The sequence below is a fragment of the Acidovorax sp. genome, assembly GCF_046339755.1.
Lineage (GTDB): Bacteria > Pseudomonadota > Gammaproteobacteria > Burkholderiales > Burkholderiaceae_C > Acidovorax.
Genome location: NZ_JBKDTZ010000265.1, coordinates 1 through 17,669, shown reverse-complemented (window position 1 = coordinate 17,669; position 17,669 = coordinate 1). Strand labels below are relative to the sequence as shown.

The following is a 17,669-nucleotide window of genomic DNA, read 5'->3' as shown; positions in this document are numbered from 1 at the left end:
TGCAATCGGGATGAGTGGATGCTTCGGATGCGCCGCATGGGCTCGTGCCCATGCAAGCAGCCGGGGCGTCCAATCGCCCGATTTCACTCCAACCCGAAGGGCAAGTGCCTTTTCGGGCGGTCTGCGGCGTTGCGGCGCTTGCCAATCGCCGAGCTAGTGGCTGCGCACCGCGCCTTGCATCCCATCCCGAATAGGCACTTGCGCGGCTCCAAAAAGATCTTGAACAGGCTCTGATAGCCGGGGTTCTCCATCCACACCTTGTCGCCGGCATCGGCAAACGCGCGGGCGGCCAGGTCCAGGCTGCCCTGCGTGCCGTCGGTGATGAACACCTGCGCGGCATCGACCAGCGCGCCGCGCGCCACGCGCAGGTGGCCGGCAATGGCCTCGCGCAGCGCGGGCTCGCCGGCCGGGTCGGCGTAGTTGAGTTCTGCAGGCGTGAGCGAGGACCAGGCCCGGTCCAGCAGGCGCCGCCAGCGCTGCACGGGGAAATCGCCAAGCGCGGGCACGCCGGGCGCGAAAGCGGCTGCGGTCTCCGAGCCGGGCAGCAGCGGCATGTGCTGCGCGCGCCGCGACAGGCTGGCGCGCGGCGCTGGTTCGCCCCGGGGCGCAGCCCCCAGCAGCCGGCCGGCCAGGGGCGCGACCACGCTGCCGCGCCGGCTGGCCGCTATGAAGCCTTCACTCGCCAATTGCTCATAGGCATAGAGCACGGTGTTGCGCGCCACGCCCAGCTCGGCCGCCAGCGTGCGGCTGGCGGGCAGCCGCGCGCCGCTGGCGAGCGTGCCGCTGCGGATGCCCTGGCGCAGGCACTCGTGCAACTGGCGCTGCTGCGGCCAGCGCAGGTGCGCGGCCTGTGCCTTGAAGGCATCGAACAGAAGCTGGAACTCCATCGCGTTTCCGTGGCCCTAGAAAATAGTGGTTCTGTGGGTCTTATTCTGGCACCACGAAGGTCCTACATTCCGATCCCTCAGCAACATCCCACCGGAACCACGACCCGTGAACGACACCGCCGCCACCGCCCTGCCCCCCTCCGACCGCACCCGCGTGCGCCGCGTGGCCGAAAACGCCCGCTACGAGCGCGCCACGCTGCACGCCATCATCGACGCGGCCTACCTGTGCCATGTGGCCTTTGCCGACGACAAGGGCACGCACTGCATCCCCACGGCCTGCTGGCGTGAGGGCGAGCACTTGTACATACATGGCTCCAACGGCGGGCGCCTGATCAAGTGGCTGGGCAAGGGCATACAGGCTTGCGTGACCATCACCCACCTCGACGGCCTGGTGCTGGCGCGCTCGGCATTCAACCACTCGATGAACTACCGCTCGGCCATGGTCTATGGTCGCTTCGAGCCCGTTGCCGACAAGCACGCATCGCTGGCGGCGCTGATGGACCACCTGGCCGTGGGCCGGCAGGCCGAGATCCGCGCCGGCAACGACAAGGAGTTTGCGGCCACCACGGTGATGCGCATCGCCCTCGATGAAGCCGCCTGCAAGGTGCGCAACGGCCCGCCGGTGGACGATGAAGAAGACATGCAGCACCCGGTATGGGCCGGCGTGCTGCCGCTGGTGCAGGTGCGCGGCACGCCCGTGGCGGACCCGCTGAACACCGCGGCCACGCCGGGCTATGTGGCAGCCTGGGCTGCGGAAGCTCAGGCCTTGTAGATCAAGGCCGCAGCCCGCGCCTCCATGGCAAGCCCCTGGCCCACGGGCCCCAGGCGCTCGGCCGTCTTGGCCTTCACGTTGACCTGATCGGGCTGCACCTGCAGGGCTTTGGCGATGCACTCGCGCATGCCCGGAATGTGCGCGGCCAGGCGCGGGGCCTGGGCCACCACGGTGCTGTCGACGTTGCCGATGGCGTAGCCAGCGGCACGCACGCGGCGCGCGGCCTCGGCCAGCAGCACGGCCGAATCGGCACCGCGGAACTGGGCATCGGTGTCGGGGAAATGCCGGCCGATGTCGCCCAGGCCCGCCGCGCCGAGGATGGCGTCGGTTATGGCGTGCAGCAGCACATCGGCATCGGAATGCCCGAGCAGGCCCATGGTGTGGGGAATCGTGACACCGCCAATGACCAGCGGGCGCCCTGGGACCAGGGCATGCACATCCCACCCTTCACCAATCCTGAAATTCATGTGTTCCTTCGGTCTCACCCCTGCGGGGCGGATTAAAAAATAGTCTTGCGCCCAGTTTCGCTGGCGCCCAGCCCGCGATCGCCGCCAAAGCGCGACAGCGTGGTGCCGTGGCCGCGCTGCGCCAGCACGGCCTCGGCCAGCGCGAAGTCGTCGGGGTAGGTCACCTTGAAGTTCTGCGCACCGCCCGGCACCAGGCGCGGGTGCAGGCCCATGGCTTCCATGGCGCTGGCCTCGTCGGTGACATTGGTGCCCACCTTGGCCAGCGCATCGAGCAGCGGGCCGATGCGGAACATCTGCGGCGTCTGCGCCAGCCATTTGTTGCTGCGGTCCACCGTGGAGGCCACGCGCACACCGCCCGGCCCGTCGATGGAGGTCTTGAGCGTGTCGGCCAGCTGGTGCGCCAGCAGGCCGCCCACGGAATCACCGGCGCAGGCGTCGATGAGCCGGTCGATCTGCTCGGCCGTCACCAGGCAGCGAGCGGCGTCGTGCACCAGCACCCAGTCATCGCGCTGGGCGCCGCGCTCCTGCAGCGCCCTGATGCCGCCCTGTACCGTGGCCGCGCGCGTGGGGCCGCCACAGTCCACCACGAAGTACGAGGGGTGCGGATGCTGGTCCAGGTACCGGTCGCCCGGCGCCACGGCCACCAGCGTGCCCGCCAGGCGGGCCACCCCCGCAAACGCGGCCAGGGTGTGCATCACCATGGGGTGGCCGGCCACCAGGTGGTACTGCTTGGGCAGCGTGGGGGCCAGTGGCTCGCCCGCGGCCCCGGCCAGGGCGCCAAAGGCAGAGATGGTGGAACCCGCCGGAGCCGCTGGCGGCGGCGCCACGGCGCGCGAGCCCGTGCCCGCACAGGGCACCAGCGCCCAGAAACGCCCCGGCGTGGGGGCATGCGGGGCGGCGAGCGAGGGTTGCAGCAGCGGGTCGATGGTCATGAGGCCGCCATTTTAGGAGGCTTGGCCCCTCTCCACCGCCGATGGGTCACGGCCTTTCGTGCAGGAACCAGGTGCCATGCCCCATCAGGCCCAAGGCATGGTGGCGCAAGGGAATGCCGGGCAGTGCCAGGGTGCAGGGCGCCGCCAGATCGTGCTCACGCGCCAGCTCCAAGGCCGTAACGAAGTCCTCCGGCGGTTGGCGCACCTCGAATTCCAGCATGGTGCCGTAGTGTGCCCACAGCTCTGCGCCATGCCGCTCGCGCCAGCGGCGCAGCAGTGCGATGAAGCCGTCGGCGGGGCCCCGCTCCATGCCGTACCAGTGCAGGTAGGCCAGGGCTTCTTCGCTGTGCGGCGTGGGCAGCAGCACCAGCCAGGCGTTGTCGGGGTCGAAGCGCTCCTGGCGGCCACGCTCGGGGTCGGCCACGCCCTGGGCTTCTTCCAGCGCTGCCAGCCAGCGCTCGAAGCGCAGACGGTCGCCCGCACAGTCGGCCCAGGCGGCGTCAAAACCAGCCTCGTCGGCGGCCACACCCGCGGCATCGAGTTCGCTGCGCCAGGCTTCCACCTGGTCTTCTTCGTCCAGGGGATAGGAGGACTCTGCCAGTTCAGCCAGCAGGTCCTGCGGGTCGAGGCCGCGCGCGGTCGAGACCAGGGAGCGCGGCGACACATCGTCGCGCGCCGCGCCCTGCTCGTAGGGGAAGCGCATGAACAGATCGTCGGCCAGGGCCTCGGCGCCAGGCGCCTCGGAACCCCCGGTCCAGAGGGTGGTCACCACGGGCCAGCGGCCGCTGCCCTGCTCCACCAGTGCCCGCGCCGCCTGCCACAGGGCCTGGCGCTCGCCCACAGGCACCTGCGCGGCCCAGGCGATCTGGCCGCTGTCCGCGCCAGCATGGCCGGGCACCGGCAGCGCCAGCCAGTCCAGCCCGGCCAGGGGCGTGCCCTGCAGGCGGGCCAGCCAGGCTTCGCGCGGCTCCGCAGGCGTGCCTGCGACCTCTGCGGGCGGCGCGGAATCCGCAGGCGCAGGCACGGAGCGTGTGCCCAGGGCCGCGAGCCAGCCGGCCACGGCCGTTTCGTCCAGGCCCACAGCCTGTGCCAGTTGGCCCGCGCGCAGCAGGCGCGCAGCGGCGGGCACCACGGCCAGGTCGAGCAGCCCGGTCGCGGCGGCCCGCGCATCGTGGGCCAGCCAGGCGGCGGCCACTTCCACCGCGTCGCCGTCCCGCCCCTCGTGTGCCAGCAGCAGCCAGGCGGCCTGCCAGATGTTGTGCACCAGGTAGCCACCGGCAAAGCCCGTGGCGCGCAGGTACGCGGCCATGGCGCGCGCAATGGCCAGCGTGCCGGTGGCCTCGGCCGCGGGCGCCACGTCGATGTGTCCGGCAGACTGCAGCTGCGCCAGCATGGCGGCCACCTCCTCCTCGGGCAGGCCCAGGGCGGCCAAATCGTCGGCCGTGGGCACATCACCGCCCAGGGCATCTTGCACGCCAGGCAGCTGCGCCACGCGCGCCTTGAGCACCAGTTCGGCATCCATGCAGAAGGCGCCAAAGGCCGCATGCGGGCGCGGGTCGCCAGCGGCGCCCTGGCGCTGCACCAGCGTGGCCAGGACGTCGGGCGACCAGCCCTCGCCCGCGGGTGCCAGCTGCAGCCGGCCCGGTTGGGCAAGCGACTGCAGCAATGCCTGCGCTTGCTGGCTGGCCCAGTCGGCCAGCAAGGCAGGGTCCATGGCCTCCTGCCCACCCACGGCCGGGCAAGCCCGGCCCGCCAGCAGCGCCACCGGGGGCAGCAGCCGCTGCACCTGCGTGACCAGGGCGCCGTGTGCGGGCAACCGCCAGGCGCCCTGGGGCACCAGCAGCAGCGCCAGGGCAGCCAGGGCTGTTGGCGCGTGGCCGGCCACGGCGGCCAGGCGTGCGTTGTCCAGCAGTTCTTTCAGGGCGCCATCGAGGCGTTGGTCGTGCAAATGGTGCGTGGTCAGTGCGGTCATGAACTCCCCCTTTTGCGGGAGTGTAAGAGCCTCTCATGTCATCTTCGTGCACCGCCTTCGGCATGAAACATGCACAGGTCCTAAAATGGTCTGTTGGCCCCCATTCCGCCCCGTGCGCGCCCTGCGCCCAGGGGATGCGGTGGCCCAGACGACCGACTCCGTCCGCATGGAACTGCCCAAACTCTCCCCCGGAAAACGCTTCACCCTGCCCCGCCCCGTGGGCAGCGCCGATTCGCTGCTGCTGGCCCGCCTGGCCGAACGTGACAAGGCCGCCGGCCGCACCACCGCCATCGTCACGGCCGACGCCACCGATGCACAGCGCCTCATCGAGGAAATGGCGTTTTTCGCGCCCAGCCTGCGCTGCGCCCTGTTCCCCGACTGGGAGACGCTGCCCTACGACACCTTCTCCCCGCACCAGGACCTGATCAGCGAGCGCCTGGCCACCCTCTGGCGCATCAGCCAAAAGGACAAGGACACCGGGGCCGACGTGGTGCTGGTGCCCGCCACCACGGCGCTGTACCGGCTGGCGCCGCCGTCCTTCCTGGCGGGCTACACCTTCCACTTCAAGGTCAAGCAAAAGCTCGACGAAGCCAAATTCAAGGCCCAGCTCACGCTGGCCGGCTACAGCCATGTATCCCAGGTGGTGAGCCCGGGCGAGTACGCGGTGCGCGGCGGGCTGATCGACCTGTTCCCCATGGGCTCGCTGGTGCCCTACCGGGTGGACCTGTTCGACAACGAGATCGACAGCATCCGCACCTTCGACCCCGACAGCCAGCGCAGCCTGTACCCCGTGCCCGAGGTGCGCCTGCTGCCCGGGCGCGAATTCCCCATGGACGATGATGCCCGGGCCAAATTCCGCAGCCGCTGGCGCGAGATGCTCGAGGGCGACCCCACCAAGAGCCGCATCTACAAGGACATGGGCAACGGCGTGGCCACGGCCGGCATCGAGTACTACCTGCCGCTGTTCTTCGACGACACGGCCACCGTCTTCGACTACCTGGGCGGCGAGGCCACCGTGGTGCTGCACGGCGACCTGGAACCGGCCTTCCAGCGCTTCTGGCAGGACACGAAAGACCGTTTTCGCCTGGTGCAGGGCGATCCCGAGCGCCCGGCGCTGCCGCCTGAATCGTTGTTCCTCTCGGCCGACCAGTTCTACACGCGCGCCAAGGAGCATGCCCAGCTGTCCATCCGCCCCGGCGTGGAGGACGTGGACGACAACCCGCACTTCCACAAGCTCGGCGACCTGTCGGTGGTGCGCGGGGCCGAAGACCCGCTGGCCCGGCTGCACGCCCACATCCGCAACACCCAGCACCGCGTGCTGCTGCTGGCCGAAAGCGATGGCCGGCGCGAGAGCCTGCTCGACTTTCTACGCGCCAGCGGGGTGAACCCACCGGCCTTCGACTCGCTGGCCGAGTTCCAGGGCACGGCCGACGAAAAGGTGGGCATCGCCACCGCCGGCCTCACCGTGGGCTTCAGCTGGGTCGAGGACGGCATCGACTTCGTCACCGAGACCGAGCTGTTTGCGGCCGGCCCCACCACGCGGCGGCGCAAGAAGCAGGAGCAGGTGAGCGACGTCGAGGCGCTCATCAAGGACCTGGCCGAGCTCAACGTGGGCGACCCCGTGGTGCACAGCGCGCACGGCATCGGCCGCTACCGCGGCCTGGTCAACATGGACGTGGGCAACAAGAACTCCGACGGCACGCCCGCCATGCAGGAGTTCCTGCACCTGGAGTACGCCGACAAGGCCGTGCTCTACGTGCCCGTGAGCCAGCTGCAGCTCATCAGCCGCTACACCGGCGTGAGCGCCGACGAGGCGCCGCTGCACAAGCTGGGCAGCGGCCAGTGGGAAAAGGCCAAGCGCAAGGCCGCCGAGCAGGTGCGCGACAGCGCGGCCGAGCTGCTCAACATCTACGCCCGCCGCGCCGCGCGCGAGGGCCACGCCTTCCGCTACAGCCCGCAGGACTACGAGACCTTTGCCAACGACTTCGGCTTCGAGGAAACCGCCGACCAGAACGCCGCCATCCACGCGGTGATCCAGGACATGATCAGCCCCCGCCCCATGGACCGCCTGGTCTGCGGCGACGTGGGCTTCGGCAAGACCGAGGTGGCGCTGCGCGCGGCCTTCGTCGCCGTCACCGGCGGTAAGCAAGTGGCCTTCCTCGCCCCCACCACGCTGCTGGCCGAGCAGCACTACCAGACCCTGGTGGACCGCTTCAGCAAGTGGCCCGTGAAGGTGGCCGAGGTCTCGCGCTTCCGCTCGGGCAAGGAGATCACCGCTGCCATCAAGGGCATCGGCGACGGCACGGTGGACATCGTGGTGGGCACGCACAAGCTGCTCTCCGAATCCACCAAGTTCCACAACCTGGGCCTCTTGATCATCGACGAGGAGCACCGCTTCGGCGTGCGCCACAAGGAGCAGATGAAGGCCCTGCGCGCCGAGGTGGACGTGCTCACGCTCACCGCCACCCCCATCCCGCGCACGCTGGGCATGGCGCTCGAAGGGCTGCGCGACCTGTCGGTCATCGCCACCGCGCCGCAGCGGCGCCTGGCGATCAAGACCTTCGTGCGCAACGAGGGCACGGGCGTGATCCGCGAAGCCGTGCTGCGCGAACTGAAGCGCGGCGGGCAGGTGTACTTCCTGCACAACGAGGTGGAGACCATCGAGAACCGGCGCCAGAAGCTCGAAGAGATACTGCCCGAGGCCCGCATCGCCGTGGCCCACGGCCAGATGCCCGAGCGCGAGCTCGAACGCGTGATGCGCGACTTCGTGGCCCAGCGCTACAACATCCTGCTGTGCTCGACCATCATCGAGACCGGGATTGACGTGCCTACGGCCAACACCATCATCATGAGCCGCGCCGACAAGTTCGGCCTGGCGCAGCTGCACCAGCTGCGCGGGCGCGTGGGCCGCAGCCACCACCAGGCGTATGCCTACCTCATGGTGCCCGACACCGAGGGCCTGACCAAGCAGGCCGCGCAGCGGCTCGACGCCATCCAGCAGATGGAGGAACTGGGCAGCGGCTTCTACCTGGCCATGCACGACCTGGAGATCCGCGGCGCGGGCGAGGTGCTGGGCGAGAACCAGAGCGGCAACATGCTGGAGGTGGGCTTTCAGCTGTACAACGAGATGCTGAGCGAGGCCGTCAAGTCGCTCAAGGCCGGCAAGGAGCCCGACCTGCTGTCGCCCCTGTCAGTCACCACCGACATCAACCGGCACGCGCCCGCCCTGCTGCCCGACGACTACTGCGGCGACGTGCACCTGCGCCTGTCGTTCTACAAGAAGCTGGCCACGGCCAAGAACCCCGACCAGATCGACGGCCTGCTCGAAGAGATCGTGGACCGCTTCGGCAAGCTGCCGCCGCAGGCCCAGACCCTCATCGACGTGCACCGCCTGCGCGTGCTGAGCCAGCCCTACGGCGTGGTCAAGGTCGATGCCGCCCCGGGCGTCATCCACATCACCTTCAAGCCCCAGCCGCCCATCGACCCGATGCGCATCATCGATCTGATCCAGAAGAACAAGCACATCAAGCTCGCGGGCAACGAGAAGCTGCGCATCGAGCGCGAGCTCAAGGACCCCAAGGACCGCGCGCAGATGGTGCGCGACATATTGCGCTCGCTGGGTCAGCCGCAGCCGGCTACCGCCTGAGATTGCGGGCGGCGGGCGCATCTGGCACGATCCCTGCACAGGCATTGTTGACATGACGAGCCCCGCCGCCCCGCGCCCACCCCAGCTCTCGCCCAAGCTGCCCCAACTGGCGGCCCAGGGCTTTGCGCTGCGCCACAGCCGCCAGGCGCACTACGAGTTCGACTGGCATGTGCACGACTGCGCCATGCTGCTGTGGCCGCGCAAGGGCGCGCTGCGCAGCGCCTGGCAGCACGAGGGAGGGTCTGGCGACGGCACCGGTTTCGAGCAGATGCTGCTCACCCGCAGCCAGGCCGTCCTGCTGCCCGTGGCCCCGGCGCTCCGCACCCCGTCCTCCACGCCGCAGCAGGAGCCTGGAGAGCTGTACCTGGCACCCGAGATCGCGTGCACGCTGAACGGGCGCGGCGCCCTGCGGCTCGATGCGGCGGCCCTGTCCATGCGGGACGCGCTGCTGGCCCCGGCGCTCGATGTGCGCGCGGCCGAGCCCCTGGTGCAGGCCGTGGTGCGGCAGATCACCCGCGCCCGCCCGCTGGAACTGGCGCGGACCCTCTCACCGGCACGGCAGATGGCGGCACGCTTTGCCCAGGCGCTGGACTGGAACGAGCCCCTGCCCGGCATCGACGCCATCGCCTGCGAGCTGGGCACCTCCACCCGCCAGTTGCAGCGCGCCTGCCAGGACGAGTTCGGCCAGAGCCCCGTGGCGCTGCGCCGGCAGATGCTGGCCGCGCATGCGCGCCGGCTGCTGACCACCGGCCTGCCGCTGGCGCAGGTGAGCGTGCAATTGGGTTTTGCCACCAGCGGCCACCTCACGCGCCTGCTGAAAGCCGTAGCGCACTGACGCGCTTGCGGCGCCTGTCGCAAATCGGATCGCGGCCTGTCGCATCCTGGTTGTCCAGATTGCCCGCCGGTTCCTAGCATGGGACCTCCTTCGTGATGGAGTTCGCCATGCCCGCCTCGCCCCCCGTTTCCCACCTCCGCAGGGCTGCCCTGCTCGCCCTGGCCAGCACCTGCGCGCCCTTGCTCGCGCAGACACCCGCCTGGCCCGCCAAACCCATCACCCTGGTCGTGCCCTTCCCGGCCGGTGGTGGTACCGACCTGGTGGCGCGCGCCTTGCAGTCTCGGCTGCAGAAGGAGCTGGGCCAGCCCCTGGTGATCGACAACCGCGCAGGCGCCGGCGGTACCCTGGGTTCGGCCCTGGTGGCCCGCGCCCCGGCGGACGGCTACACCGCCGGCGTGGCCACCACCAGCACCCACGCGGTCAGCGTGAGCGTGTACCCCAAGCTGCCGTTCGACCCGGCCAAGGACTTTGCCTACGCCGGCTTCATCGGCACATCGCCCTATGTGCTGGCCACCACGGGCGCCCTGGGCAAGCCCGACGCCAAGGCCCTGCTGGCCGCGCTCAAGGCCAGGCCCGAGGGCTTCAGCTTTGCATCCGTAGGCGCGGGCACGGTCTCGCATCTGCTGGGCGAGCAGTTCAAGACCTTGGCCAAGGTGCCGCTGGTGCACATACCCTACCGCGGGGCGGCGCCGGCCTACACCGACCTGATCTCGGGCCAGGTGCAGCTGATGTTCGACAACCCGGCCGGCCTGGTGCCCTACATCCGCGCGGGTCGCATCCACGCCGTGGCCACCACCGCGCCCAATGCGCTGCTGGCGGGCGTGCCCACCTTCCAGCAGCAGGGCATGGCCGGGTTCGACCAGTCGCTGTGGTACGGCATCGTCTTTCCCGCGCAGACGCCCAAGGCCGTGGTGGAGCGCTTCAACCAGGCACTCAACAGCGTGCTCTCCGACCGTGCCGTGGCCGCCGAGCTGGCCGCGCTGGGCGTGAACGCCGCACCCGGCACGCCCGATGCGCTGCAGGCCGCGGTGGTGCGAGACACGGCCTATTGGGGCCGCATCGCCAAGACGGTAGGAGCCCGCGTTGACTGAGCACACCCTCCCCTTTCCCGCCTCGCTGCCTGCCGCCGGCCAGGTCGTCCTGATCCGCGTGTTCGTCAACGGCCCGGGCGGCGGCAACCCCGTGCCCCTGGTGGCCGATGCACGCGGCATGGACGCCGCGCAGATGCAGGACATCGCCCGCGCCCACGGGCACGAGTCGGCCTTCGTGCTGCCGGCCGATGCGCCCGGTGCCGACTGGCGCCTGCGCTTTTTTGTGCCGCACCACGAGATGGAGATGTGCGGCCACGCCACCGTGGGCACGCTGTGGGCGCTGCGCCGCTGGGGCGTGTGGACCACGCACACGGCCCGCGTGCAGACCCTGAGCGGCCTGGTGGACGTGGCGTGGGACGCGGCACGCCAGCGCGTGTGGATATCGCAGCCCGCCGTGCGCGAAGAGGTGCTGGACGCCAGCGCAGCCGCCCTGGTGGCCCGCACCCTGCGCCTTCACGACTCCACGCCCCGGCCCACCACCAACGCCGCCACCAGCCGCGTGAAGACCCTGGTGCCGCTGCCCGATGTGGCAGCACTCAATGGCCTCAAGCCGGACTTCGTGGCCATGGAATCCACCTGCGACGCCATTGCCTCCACCGGCCTGTACCCCTATGCGCTGGCCACCGGCGGGCAGGTGGCGGCAGAGCCCACCGTGTTCGCGCGCCAGTTCCCGCGCAAGTCCGGCTACCCCGAAGACGCCGCCACGGGTATCGCTGCTGCCGCCCTGTGGGGCCACCTGGCCGCCGCCGGCACTATCGCCGTGGGCAGCCCCGCCCAGCCCGTGGTGTGCACCGTGCGCCAGGGCGATGCCATGGGCAGCCCCTCGGCCATCGCCGTGCGGCCGCGCTTCGATGCACAGGGCAACGTGGCAGGCTGCTGGCTCAGCGGCGAAGTGGTGGAGGGCATGGCATGAGCCCCGGCGCCTCGACATCACCCGAGCAGCGCCTGGCCGCCGCCGGCCTGGCACTGCCACCCGCGCCCCTGCCGCGCGGCAGCTATGCACCCTGCCATGTGCACGAAGTGGCGCCAGGCCAGCGCTGGGTGGCCGTGAGCGGCCAGACCAGCCGCGTCGATGGCAAGCCCCTCTCGGGCATCTGCGAGGCCGACGCCGACCTGGAGCCCGCGCGCCACGCTGCGCGCGTGGCCATGCTCAACGCCCTGGCGGCCCTGCGCACGGCCTGCGGTGGTGGGCTGGCCCGGGTGCAGCATGTCATGCGCCTGCGCGGCTTTGTGCGCTCGGGCGCCGGCTTTGGCGCGCACCCCCTCGTGCTCGATGCCGCCTCCGACGTGCTGGCCATCGCGTTTCCGCAGCATGCGCTGCCGGCACGCAGCGCCGTGGGCGTGGCCAGCCTGCCCGATGGGGTGTGGGTGGAGCTGGAGCTTGATGCACTGCTCTCACCTGCGACCAGCGGCTAGACATCATGGTCGCATGCAGGGCCTGTTCACACTACTTTCGAGGTCGCGAAGGCCCTGGGCAGAAGAAGACCCATCTCCGGTACCGTGGATTGCGCACCTGAGTGTGCCGAGCCACATGCGCCAAAGCAGCTCCCCGGCAGGGAGCGCATGCAATCAGCGCTCCCAGGGCTGATCGATTGCGGCCTCGAACTCCTGCAGCGGGGCCGGCCGGCCATACAGGTAGCCTTGGCAGCGGGCGCAGCCATGGCGCGCCAGCAAGTCGCGCTGCTCCACGGTCTCCACGCCTTCGGCGATCACCTGCAGGCCCAGCCCCTGTCCAAGCGCCACCACGGCGCGCACGATGGAGGCATCGTTGGGGTTTGTGGCAATTTCGCGCACGAACGACTGGTCAATCTTGAGTTGGTCCAGAGGCATGCGCTGCAAGTAGCTGAGCGACGAGAACCCCGTGCCGAAGTCATCCAGCGAAAAGCTGATACCCAAGGCCTTGAGCGCCTGCATCTTGTCCACCACTTTGTCCACGTCCGTGGCCAGCACGCTCTCGGTCAGCTCCAGCTTCAGGCGATGGGGATTGGCCCCCGTAGCGTCCAGCACGCTGCGCACGCTTTGCAGGTAGCCCGGGTCGCTGAACTCCCGGGCGCTCACATTCACAGCCAGCACCAGGTGGTTGCGCTTTGGATGAGCAGCCCACTCGCACAGGGTGCGGCAGGCCGTCTCCAGCACCCATCGGCCAATGGGCAGGACAAGGCCCGTCTCTTCCGCCAGCGGTATGAAACGGGCGGGAGAAACCATGCCCTGCACAGGATGATTCCAGCGCACCAACAGCTCCGCCCCCTGCAGGTTCGATGGCAGACGAACCTGGGGCTGGTAGAAAACCACCAACTGACCCGGGATGGCAGCCCTGAGATCCTGCTCGAACTGCACCCGTTCGTGCAGTGCTTCGCGCATACTCTGGTCAAATATCGCCACCTGGGCCTTGCCGCGCTTCTTGGCCTCCAGCATGGCCAGTTCGGCGCCCTGCAGTACCTCGTCCGCCGAGGCAGCGTGGTCTCCCACCATGGCCACCCCGATCGAGGCCTGCGCCATGCAGGCACCGTCATCGAGGAGGAACGGCGCATCGAACTGCGACAATGCGGTGGTCGCCATCGCTGCGGCGCGCCCCTGCGCCAAGCCGGTGCTGTGGCCCAGGCCTTGCAGCAGCACCAGGAATTCGTCCCCACCGATGCGCGCCAGAACGGCGCCTGCGCCCTCCAGTTGGCGCAGGCGGTCGGCCACGGCAACCAGCAGTTGATCGCCCACCTCGTGCCCTCGGGTGTTGTTGAGCACCGTGAAATTGTCCAGATTGGCCAACAGCAACGCCCCAAAGGAATGGCGCTCGCGTGCGTGCCCAATGGCATCCTGCAACCGGGCCAGCAGCTCACTGCGGTTGAGCAGGCCCGTAAGCCGGTCATGGTGGGCCAGTTGGTCCATGGCTGCACCCAGCACCAGGGTCTCGTCCACCGCCTTGCGGCGCAGTGGCTCCGGCCTCTGGATCGCATTGCGTGCATGGCCCCTGGCCGCATCAGCCAACTCTACAATGGGTCGCACCACGCGCCCCGCCACCAGCCAGGAAAGCAGAGCAAACAACGCGGCCAGCAGCGCCGTGGTTGTCAGCATCAGCTTGCGCAGCTGGTAGATTGGCGCATGTGCGGTGTCGATGCCTTCGCGCACCACCACCGTCCAGCCCAGCCCATCGGCGGGAACGGATGCCACCACCTTCTGGGTCGCCACCAGATAGGCCGTGTCGGACTCCATGGCCCGCAGGGAGGCGCTAGGCAGCTTTTTGAGACGATTGGAACTCAGCAGCCATTCTCCCTTGCGATTGGCGATCAGCACTTCGATGGTGTTCTTCTTTCGGCGCTTGGTCACGGTGTCGGAGACCACCTTCTGCACCCAATCCCAGTGCAGGTGCCCTGCCAGCACACCCCGGGTGATGCCCCGCGGGTCCAGTAGCGGGGCCGCCACATCGAGAAAGCGCAGCGGCTCGCCGTCGGGGCGCGGTGCCAGGTAGCGCGCCAGCAGCACGGCATCGTGCGGGTCGCCGACGAAGCCTCCGCGCAGGCCTGCTGCAAACCAGGGACGCAGCGACACATCGGCGCCCTGCAGCAGCCCACCGGATGCCGCGATCACCTGCCCCCGCGCATCGGCCAGGCCGATCCAGGCGTAGGTGGGCTCGCGGGCATGGAGCTCGTCCATGGACTTGCGGACCGAATCCACATCAATGGCGTTGCGGCCGGCGATCATGTCCGCCATCAGGGCCATCTCGCGCTGCCGGTTGTTCATGTCCTCGTTGAGCTCGTGGGCGATTTCGTCCGCCACAGCATTCAGGGCTTCGCGCGCCGAGCTGCGCAGGCCGTCCTCCAGATGCCATTCCATGAACATCGTCAGCGCCAGCCCCAGCACGATGCCGGTGCCACCCATGACCGCCGAGAAGCGCGCCCGCACACTGCGGAACGGTGAAATCCTGTTCAGCAACCTGTTGATCATGAAGCCCCTCCACAAAACACATTCTGGCGGTCAACGGCCGGATTGATAAGCGCTTTGTTGCGTGGCGGGAGATTTCGGCGTCTGGAATTGACGCAGATCAAGCCTCCGCGGCAAGGCAAGCTGCAAACTGCCCGTGAAAATCGGGCATTGGCGTAAGAGCCGTATCAATGAAAAAGCCCTATGCCGCCAGCTTGCGCCTGACGGGCTTCCACGCTCCCTGAGAAGGCACTGCGCAAAATGTGCTTGCCTGTGTCGCCAACGAAATCCAGAATAAGAAACGAATGAACCCGAGCATCCTCATCGTTGATGACAATGCCGCCATGATCCAGGTCCTGTCCGGGATGCTGAAGGGCGTGGCACAGCTGCGGTTTGCCACACGCGGCCAGGATGCGCTGGATCTGATGGCACGCTCCATACCGGATCTGGTGCTGTTGGACACCGAAATGCCCGGCATGGGAGGCTATGAGGTATGCACCGCCATGAAAGCGGACCCCCGTCTTGCCGATATTCCCGTGATTTTTGTCACCAGCCACGGCGAAACCGAAGCCGAGGTCCGGGCGTTGGAGGCGGGTGCCGTCGACTTCATCACAAAACCCGTGAACGCGGCTTTGCTGCTCGCACGCGTGCGCACACAGTTGAGGATCAAGACCCTGACGGATGAGCTGCGCAATCTCGCAACCACCGACGGGCTGACCGGCGTGAGCAACCGCCGCCATTTCGACGAACTGCTGCAGCGCGAGTGGCAACGCTGCGCTCGCAGCGCTGTGCCCCTTTCCCTGTTGATGGTCGATGTGGACCATTTCAAACGCTACAACGACCACTATGGCCACCCTGCCGGCGACAGCTGCCTGAAGGCCGTGGCGCGGGCCCTGCTGTCCGTGGCGCAGCGCCCCGGTGACCGCGTCGGAAGGCTGGGCGGGGAGGAGTTCGCCATCCTGCTGCCGGACACCGATGCGGCAGGTGCCATGGATCTGGCCGAACGCGCACTGCAGGCCGTGCGTGCGCTGCGCATGCCCCATGCGCAGTCAATCCACACAGACCATGTCACCATCAGCGTGGGGGTGGCGACATGCCAGGCGCAAGATGGGTCCCTGGGCGATGGCGCACCGCAAAAGCTCATCGGCCAGGCCGACAAGGCGCTTTACGCTGCCAAGAACGGCGGCCGAGATTGCTGGCGCGGTTTCGACCCAGAGGCCTGACAACCGTGGCTCCCGCCTCGCGCCACGCCAACCACAGCGGGACCCGCCTGGCAAGGCACTCGGTACTGCTGGCGCTCCTGGTGGCGTGCCTGACCCTGGTCGCGGCCGTGGTGGCCTACGACAAACGACTGCAGCAAAACCAGGCCATGCTGAGCCAGCGCTTCGAGCGGCTCAAGGATCGTGTCATGGAGGAGATCTCCGTGCGCATGCGCCAGTACGAGTACGGGCTGCGCGGCACCCGAGGTGCGGTGGTGGCGGCCGGGGATGACCTGGACCACGATGCCTTTCTGCGCTACAGCCAAAGCCGTGACTTTGATCGCGAGTTCCCGGGCGCTCGGGGCTTCGGGTACATCCACAGGGTTGCAAAAGAAGACGAGGCAGACTTCGTTCGCAGGGTGGGTGCCGAAGGCTGGACCAAATTCAACATCCGCCAGTTCGAACCGCATGGCGGCGACCGCTACATCATCCAGTACATCGAACCCCTGGGCCGCAACAGCCCGGTCGTGGGACTGGACATCGCTTCCGAGCCTTCGCGCCGCGCCACGGCTTTGACAGCCATGCGCACCGGCCAGGCCACCCTGAGCGGGCCCATCACCCTGATCCAGGACCCGGGCACCCCCTCTGGCGGGTTACTGCTCATGCTGCCGGTCTACCGCTCCGGCGCCTCGACCGACACCCCGGAAAACCGCGAGCGGGCGCTGCGCGGCTGGGTGTACGCACCGCTGCAGATGGACGAAGTCCTGCGCGGGCTGGATGTGGAGTCGGGGTATTTCCGGCTGCGCATTCGCGACCGGCAGGCAGCCCAGAACCACTGGCTCTATGGCAGCCAGGCAGATACGCCGGCATGGCCAGAGTCCGACGCGCTCACCACCCTGCCATTGTTCGGCCGCGAATGGGAGGTGGACATGCAGCCCACACCCGCCTTCGTGGCGTCCCTCGACCTTCCGCCGGAGAGCCGCGAGGTGGTCATGGTGATCCTGCTGGGCATGGCAGCGGCGGCGCTGGCCATCGCCGTGCAGCACCTGATGCACCGGTCGCGCAGCCAGTCCCTGGAACAGGCCCGGCGGGCGGCGATCGTGCAGGGCTCGGACGACGCCATCATCGTGCAGACCCTGCGTGGCGTGATCACCGACTGGAACGACGGAGCCATGCGCCTCTTCGGCTACGAGGCAGGGGAGGTGCTGGGCCACACCGCGCAGGAACTCCTGGTGCCTGCCGGGCGCGAGGGCGAGGATGAGTCCATGCTGGCGATGGTTGCCCGGGGCCAGCGGGTCAAGGCCTACGAGACGTCGCGGCGCCACCGCGCTGGCACGCTGATCGATGTCTCGGTGTCCGCCAGCCCCATCAAGGACAGCCATGGCCGCATCGTCGGCTTGGCCAAGACCCTGCGCGATGTGCGCGAAATGCGCGCCGCCGCGCTGCGGGTCATCGAGTTGAATGCCAGCCTGGAAGACCAGGTGCGCGAGCGCACGCGCGACCTGGAGTCCGCACGGCACGCGCTGCAGACGGTGCTGGACGCCATGCCTTCACAGATCGGCTACTGGGGCACGGACCAGCGCAACCGGGTTGCCAATCGGGCGTATGGCGAATGGTTCCACATGGACCCCGCCGCAGTGCCAGGCATGCACCTGCGCGACCTGATCGGCGATGACCTGTACGAAGTCTCCGCCCCCCATGTGCAGGCAGCGCTGCGGGGCGAGGCGCGCATGTTCGAGCAGAGCCGGCACGGCAGCGAGGGAGCTGCGCAACGCCATTCCCTGGTGCACTACCTGCCGGATACTGCCGATGGGCAGGTCAAGGGCTTCTACGCCTTCGTGCACGACGTGACGGAGCTCACCGAAAGCCGCCTGCAGTTGGCAGCGGTTCAGCGGGACAACGCGGCGCTGCTGGAAACGCTGAACCAGCACAGCATCGTGTCCGTGGCTGACC

General features: G+C 68.9%; 13 protein-coding genes. 8 read left to right on the top strand and 5 right to left on the bottom strand.

The genetic code is table 11. The annotated features are described in order from the left end of the window. Positions 1 to 83: 83 nt before the first annotated feature. A complete protein-coding gene (locus ACK59X_RS23230; RefSeq protein WP_409960747.1) occupies positions 84 to 887 on the bottom strand; it encodes an aminotransferase class I/II-fold pyridoxal phosphate-dependent enzyme in 804 nt (267 codons plus the stop codon). A 106-nt stretch (positions 888 to 993) separates the two neighbouring features. Between ACK59X_RS23230 and ACK59X_RS23225 the strand changes: the two genes are divergently transcribed. Further along, a complete protein-coding gene (locus ACK59X_RS23225; RefSeq protein WP_409960746.1) occupies positions 994 to 1,659 on the top strand; it encodes a pyridoxamine 5'-phosphate oxidase family protein in 666 nt (221 codons plus the stop codon). Here the strand turns inward: ACK59X_RS23225 and ispF are convergent. Genes ispF through ACK59X_RS23210 form a run of 3 tightly spaced genes read right to left on the bottom strand, consistent with a single transcriptional unit; the run spans position 1,647 to position 5,030 of the window. After that, complete coding sequence (gene ispF, locus ACK59X_RS23220; protein ID WP_409960745.1) at positions 1,647 to 2,126, bottom strand: 2-C-methyl-D-erythritol 2,4-cyclodiphosphate synthase; 480 nt, start codon at positions 2,124 to 2,126, stop codon at positions 1,647 to 1,649. The genes ACK59X_RS23225 and ispF overlap by 13 nt on opposite strands. 32 nt (positions 2,127 to 2,158) lie before the next feature. Next, a complete protein-coding gene (locus ACK59X_RS23215) occupies positions 2,159 to 3,058 on the bottom strand; it encodes a 2-C-methyl-D-erythritol 4-phosphate cytidylyltransferase (RefSeq protein ID WP_409960744.1) in 900 nt (299 codons plus the stop codon). Between the two features lie 46 nt (positions 3,059 to 3,104). Further along, the gene (locus ACK59X_RS23210) at positions 3,105 to 5,030 is read right to left on the bottom strand and encodes a DUF4253 domain-containing protein (protein ID WP_409960743.1); all 1,926 of its coding nucleotides are present in this window, start codon (positions 5,028 to 5,030) and stop codon (positions 3,105 to 3,107) included. A gap of 166 nt (positions 5,031 to 5,196) precedes the next feature. Here ACK59X_RS23210 and mfd point away from each other — a divergent pair, with 166 nt between their 5' ends. The 5 genes from mfd to ACK59X_RS23185 all read left to right on the top strand — a co-directional run bounded on the left by mfd (position 5,197) and on the right by ACK59X_RS23185 (position 12,018). After that, positions 5,197 to 8,676, top strand: coding sequence for a transcription-repair coupling factor (mfd, locus tag ACK59X_RS23205; protein WP_409960742.1), 3,480 nt, complete (start codon positions 5,197 to 5,199; stop codon positions 8,674 to 8,676). Positions 8,677 to 8,728: 52 nt separating this feature from the next. Then, the gene (locus ACK59X_RS23200) at positions 8,729 to 9,511 is read left to right on the top strand and encodes a helix-turn-helix domain-containing protein (RefSeq protein ID WP_409960741.1); all 783 of its coding nucleotides are present in this window, start codon (positions 8,729 to 8,731) and stop codon (positions 9,509 to 9,511) included. A gap of 107 nt (positions 9,512 to 9,618) precedes the next feature. Beyond that, a complete protein-coding gene (locus ACK59X_RS23195) occupies positions 9,619 to 10,602 on the top strand; it encodes a Bug family tripartite tricarboxylate transporter substrate binding protein (RefSeq protein WP_409960740.1) in 984 nt (327 codons plus the stop codon). After that, positions 10,595 to 11,515, top strand: coding sequence for a PhzF family phenazine biosynthesis protein (locus tag ACK59X_RS23190; protein WP_409960739.1), 921 nt, complete (start codon positions 10,595 to 10,597; stop codon positions 11,513 to 11,515). The genes ACK59X_RS23195 and ACK59X_RS23190 overlap by 8 nt, the downstream gene beginning before the upstream one ends. Continuing rightward, entirely contained in the window at positions 11,512 to 12,018 is a 507-nt protein-coding gene (locus ACK59X_RS23185) for a RidA family protein (RefSeq protein ID WP_409960738.1), read from the top strand. The genes ACK59X_RS23190 and ACK59X_RS23185 overlap by 4 nt, the downstream gene beginning before the upstream one ends. A gap of 153 nt (positions 12,019 to 12,171) precedes the next feature. Here the strand turns inward: ACK59X_RS23185 and ACK59X_RS23180 are convergent, their stop codons facing one another. Continuing rightward, positions 12,172 to 14,541, bottom strand: coding sequence for a putative bifunctional diguanylate cyclase/phosphodiesterase (locus tag ACK59X_RS23180; protein ID WP_409960737.1), 2,370 nt, complete (start codon positions 14,539 to 14,541; stop codon positions 12,172 to 12,174). A 239-nt stretch (positions 14,542 to 14,780) separates the two neighbouring features. Here ACK59X_RS23180 and ACK59X_RS23175 point away from each other — a divergent pair, with 239 nt between their 5' ends. Beyond that, positions 14,781 to 15,740 (top strand): diguanylate cyclase domain-containing protein, encoded by a 960-nt coding sequence (locus ACK59X_RS23175; RefSeq protein WP_409960736.1) that lies wholly within the window; start codon positions 14,781 to 14,783, stop codon positions 15,738 to 15,740. Between the two features lie 5 nt (positions 15,741 to 15,745). Beyond that, the coding region (locus ACK59X_RS23170; protein ID WP_409960735.1) for a CHASE domain-containing protein at positions 15,746 to 17,669 on the top strand (1,924 nt) is incomplete at its 3' end.

Coding starts and splice junctions, on each gene's coding strand:
- ACK59X_RS23230 (WP_409960747.1), bottom strand. CDS start 887: ATGGAGTTCCAGCTTCTGTTCGATGCCTTCAAGGCACAGGCCGCGCAC.
- ispF (WP_409960745.1), bottom strand. CDS start 2,126: ATGAATTTCAGGATTGGTGAAGGGTGGGATGTGCATGCCCTGGTCCCA.
- ACK59X_RS23215 (WP_409960744.1), bottom strand. CDS start 3,058: ATGACCATCGACCCGCTGCTGCAACCCTCGCTCGCCGCCCCGCATGCC.
- ACK59X_RS23210 (WP_409960743.1), bottom strand. CDS start 5,030: ATGACCGCACTGACCACGCACCATTTGCACGACCAACGCCTCGATGGC.
- mfd (WP_409960742.1), top strand. CDS start 5,197: ATGGAACTGCCCAAACTCTCCCCCGGAAAACGCTTCACCCTGCCCCGC.
- ACK59X_RS23200 (WP_409960741.1), top strand. CDS start 8,729: ATGACGAGCCCCGCCGCCCCGCGCCCACCCCAGCTCTCGCCCAAGCTG.
- ACK59X_RS23195 (WP_409960740.1), top strand. CDS start 9,619: ATGCCCGCCTCGCCCCCCGTTTCCCACCTCCGCAGGGCTGCCCTGCTC.
- ACK59X_RS23185 (WP_409960738.1), top strand. CDS start 11,512: ATGAGCCCCGGCGCCTCGACATCACCCGAGCAGCGCCTGGCCGCCGCC.
- ACK59X_RS23180 (WP_409960737.1), bottom strand. CDS start 14,541: ATGATCAACAGGTTGCTGAACAGGATTTCACCGTTCCGCAGTGTGCGG.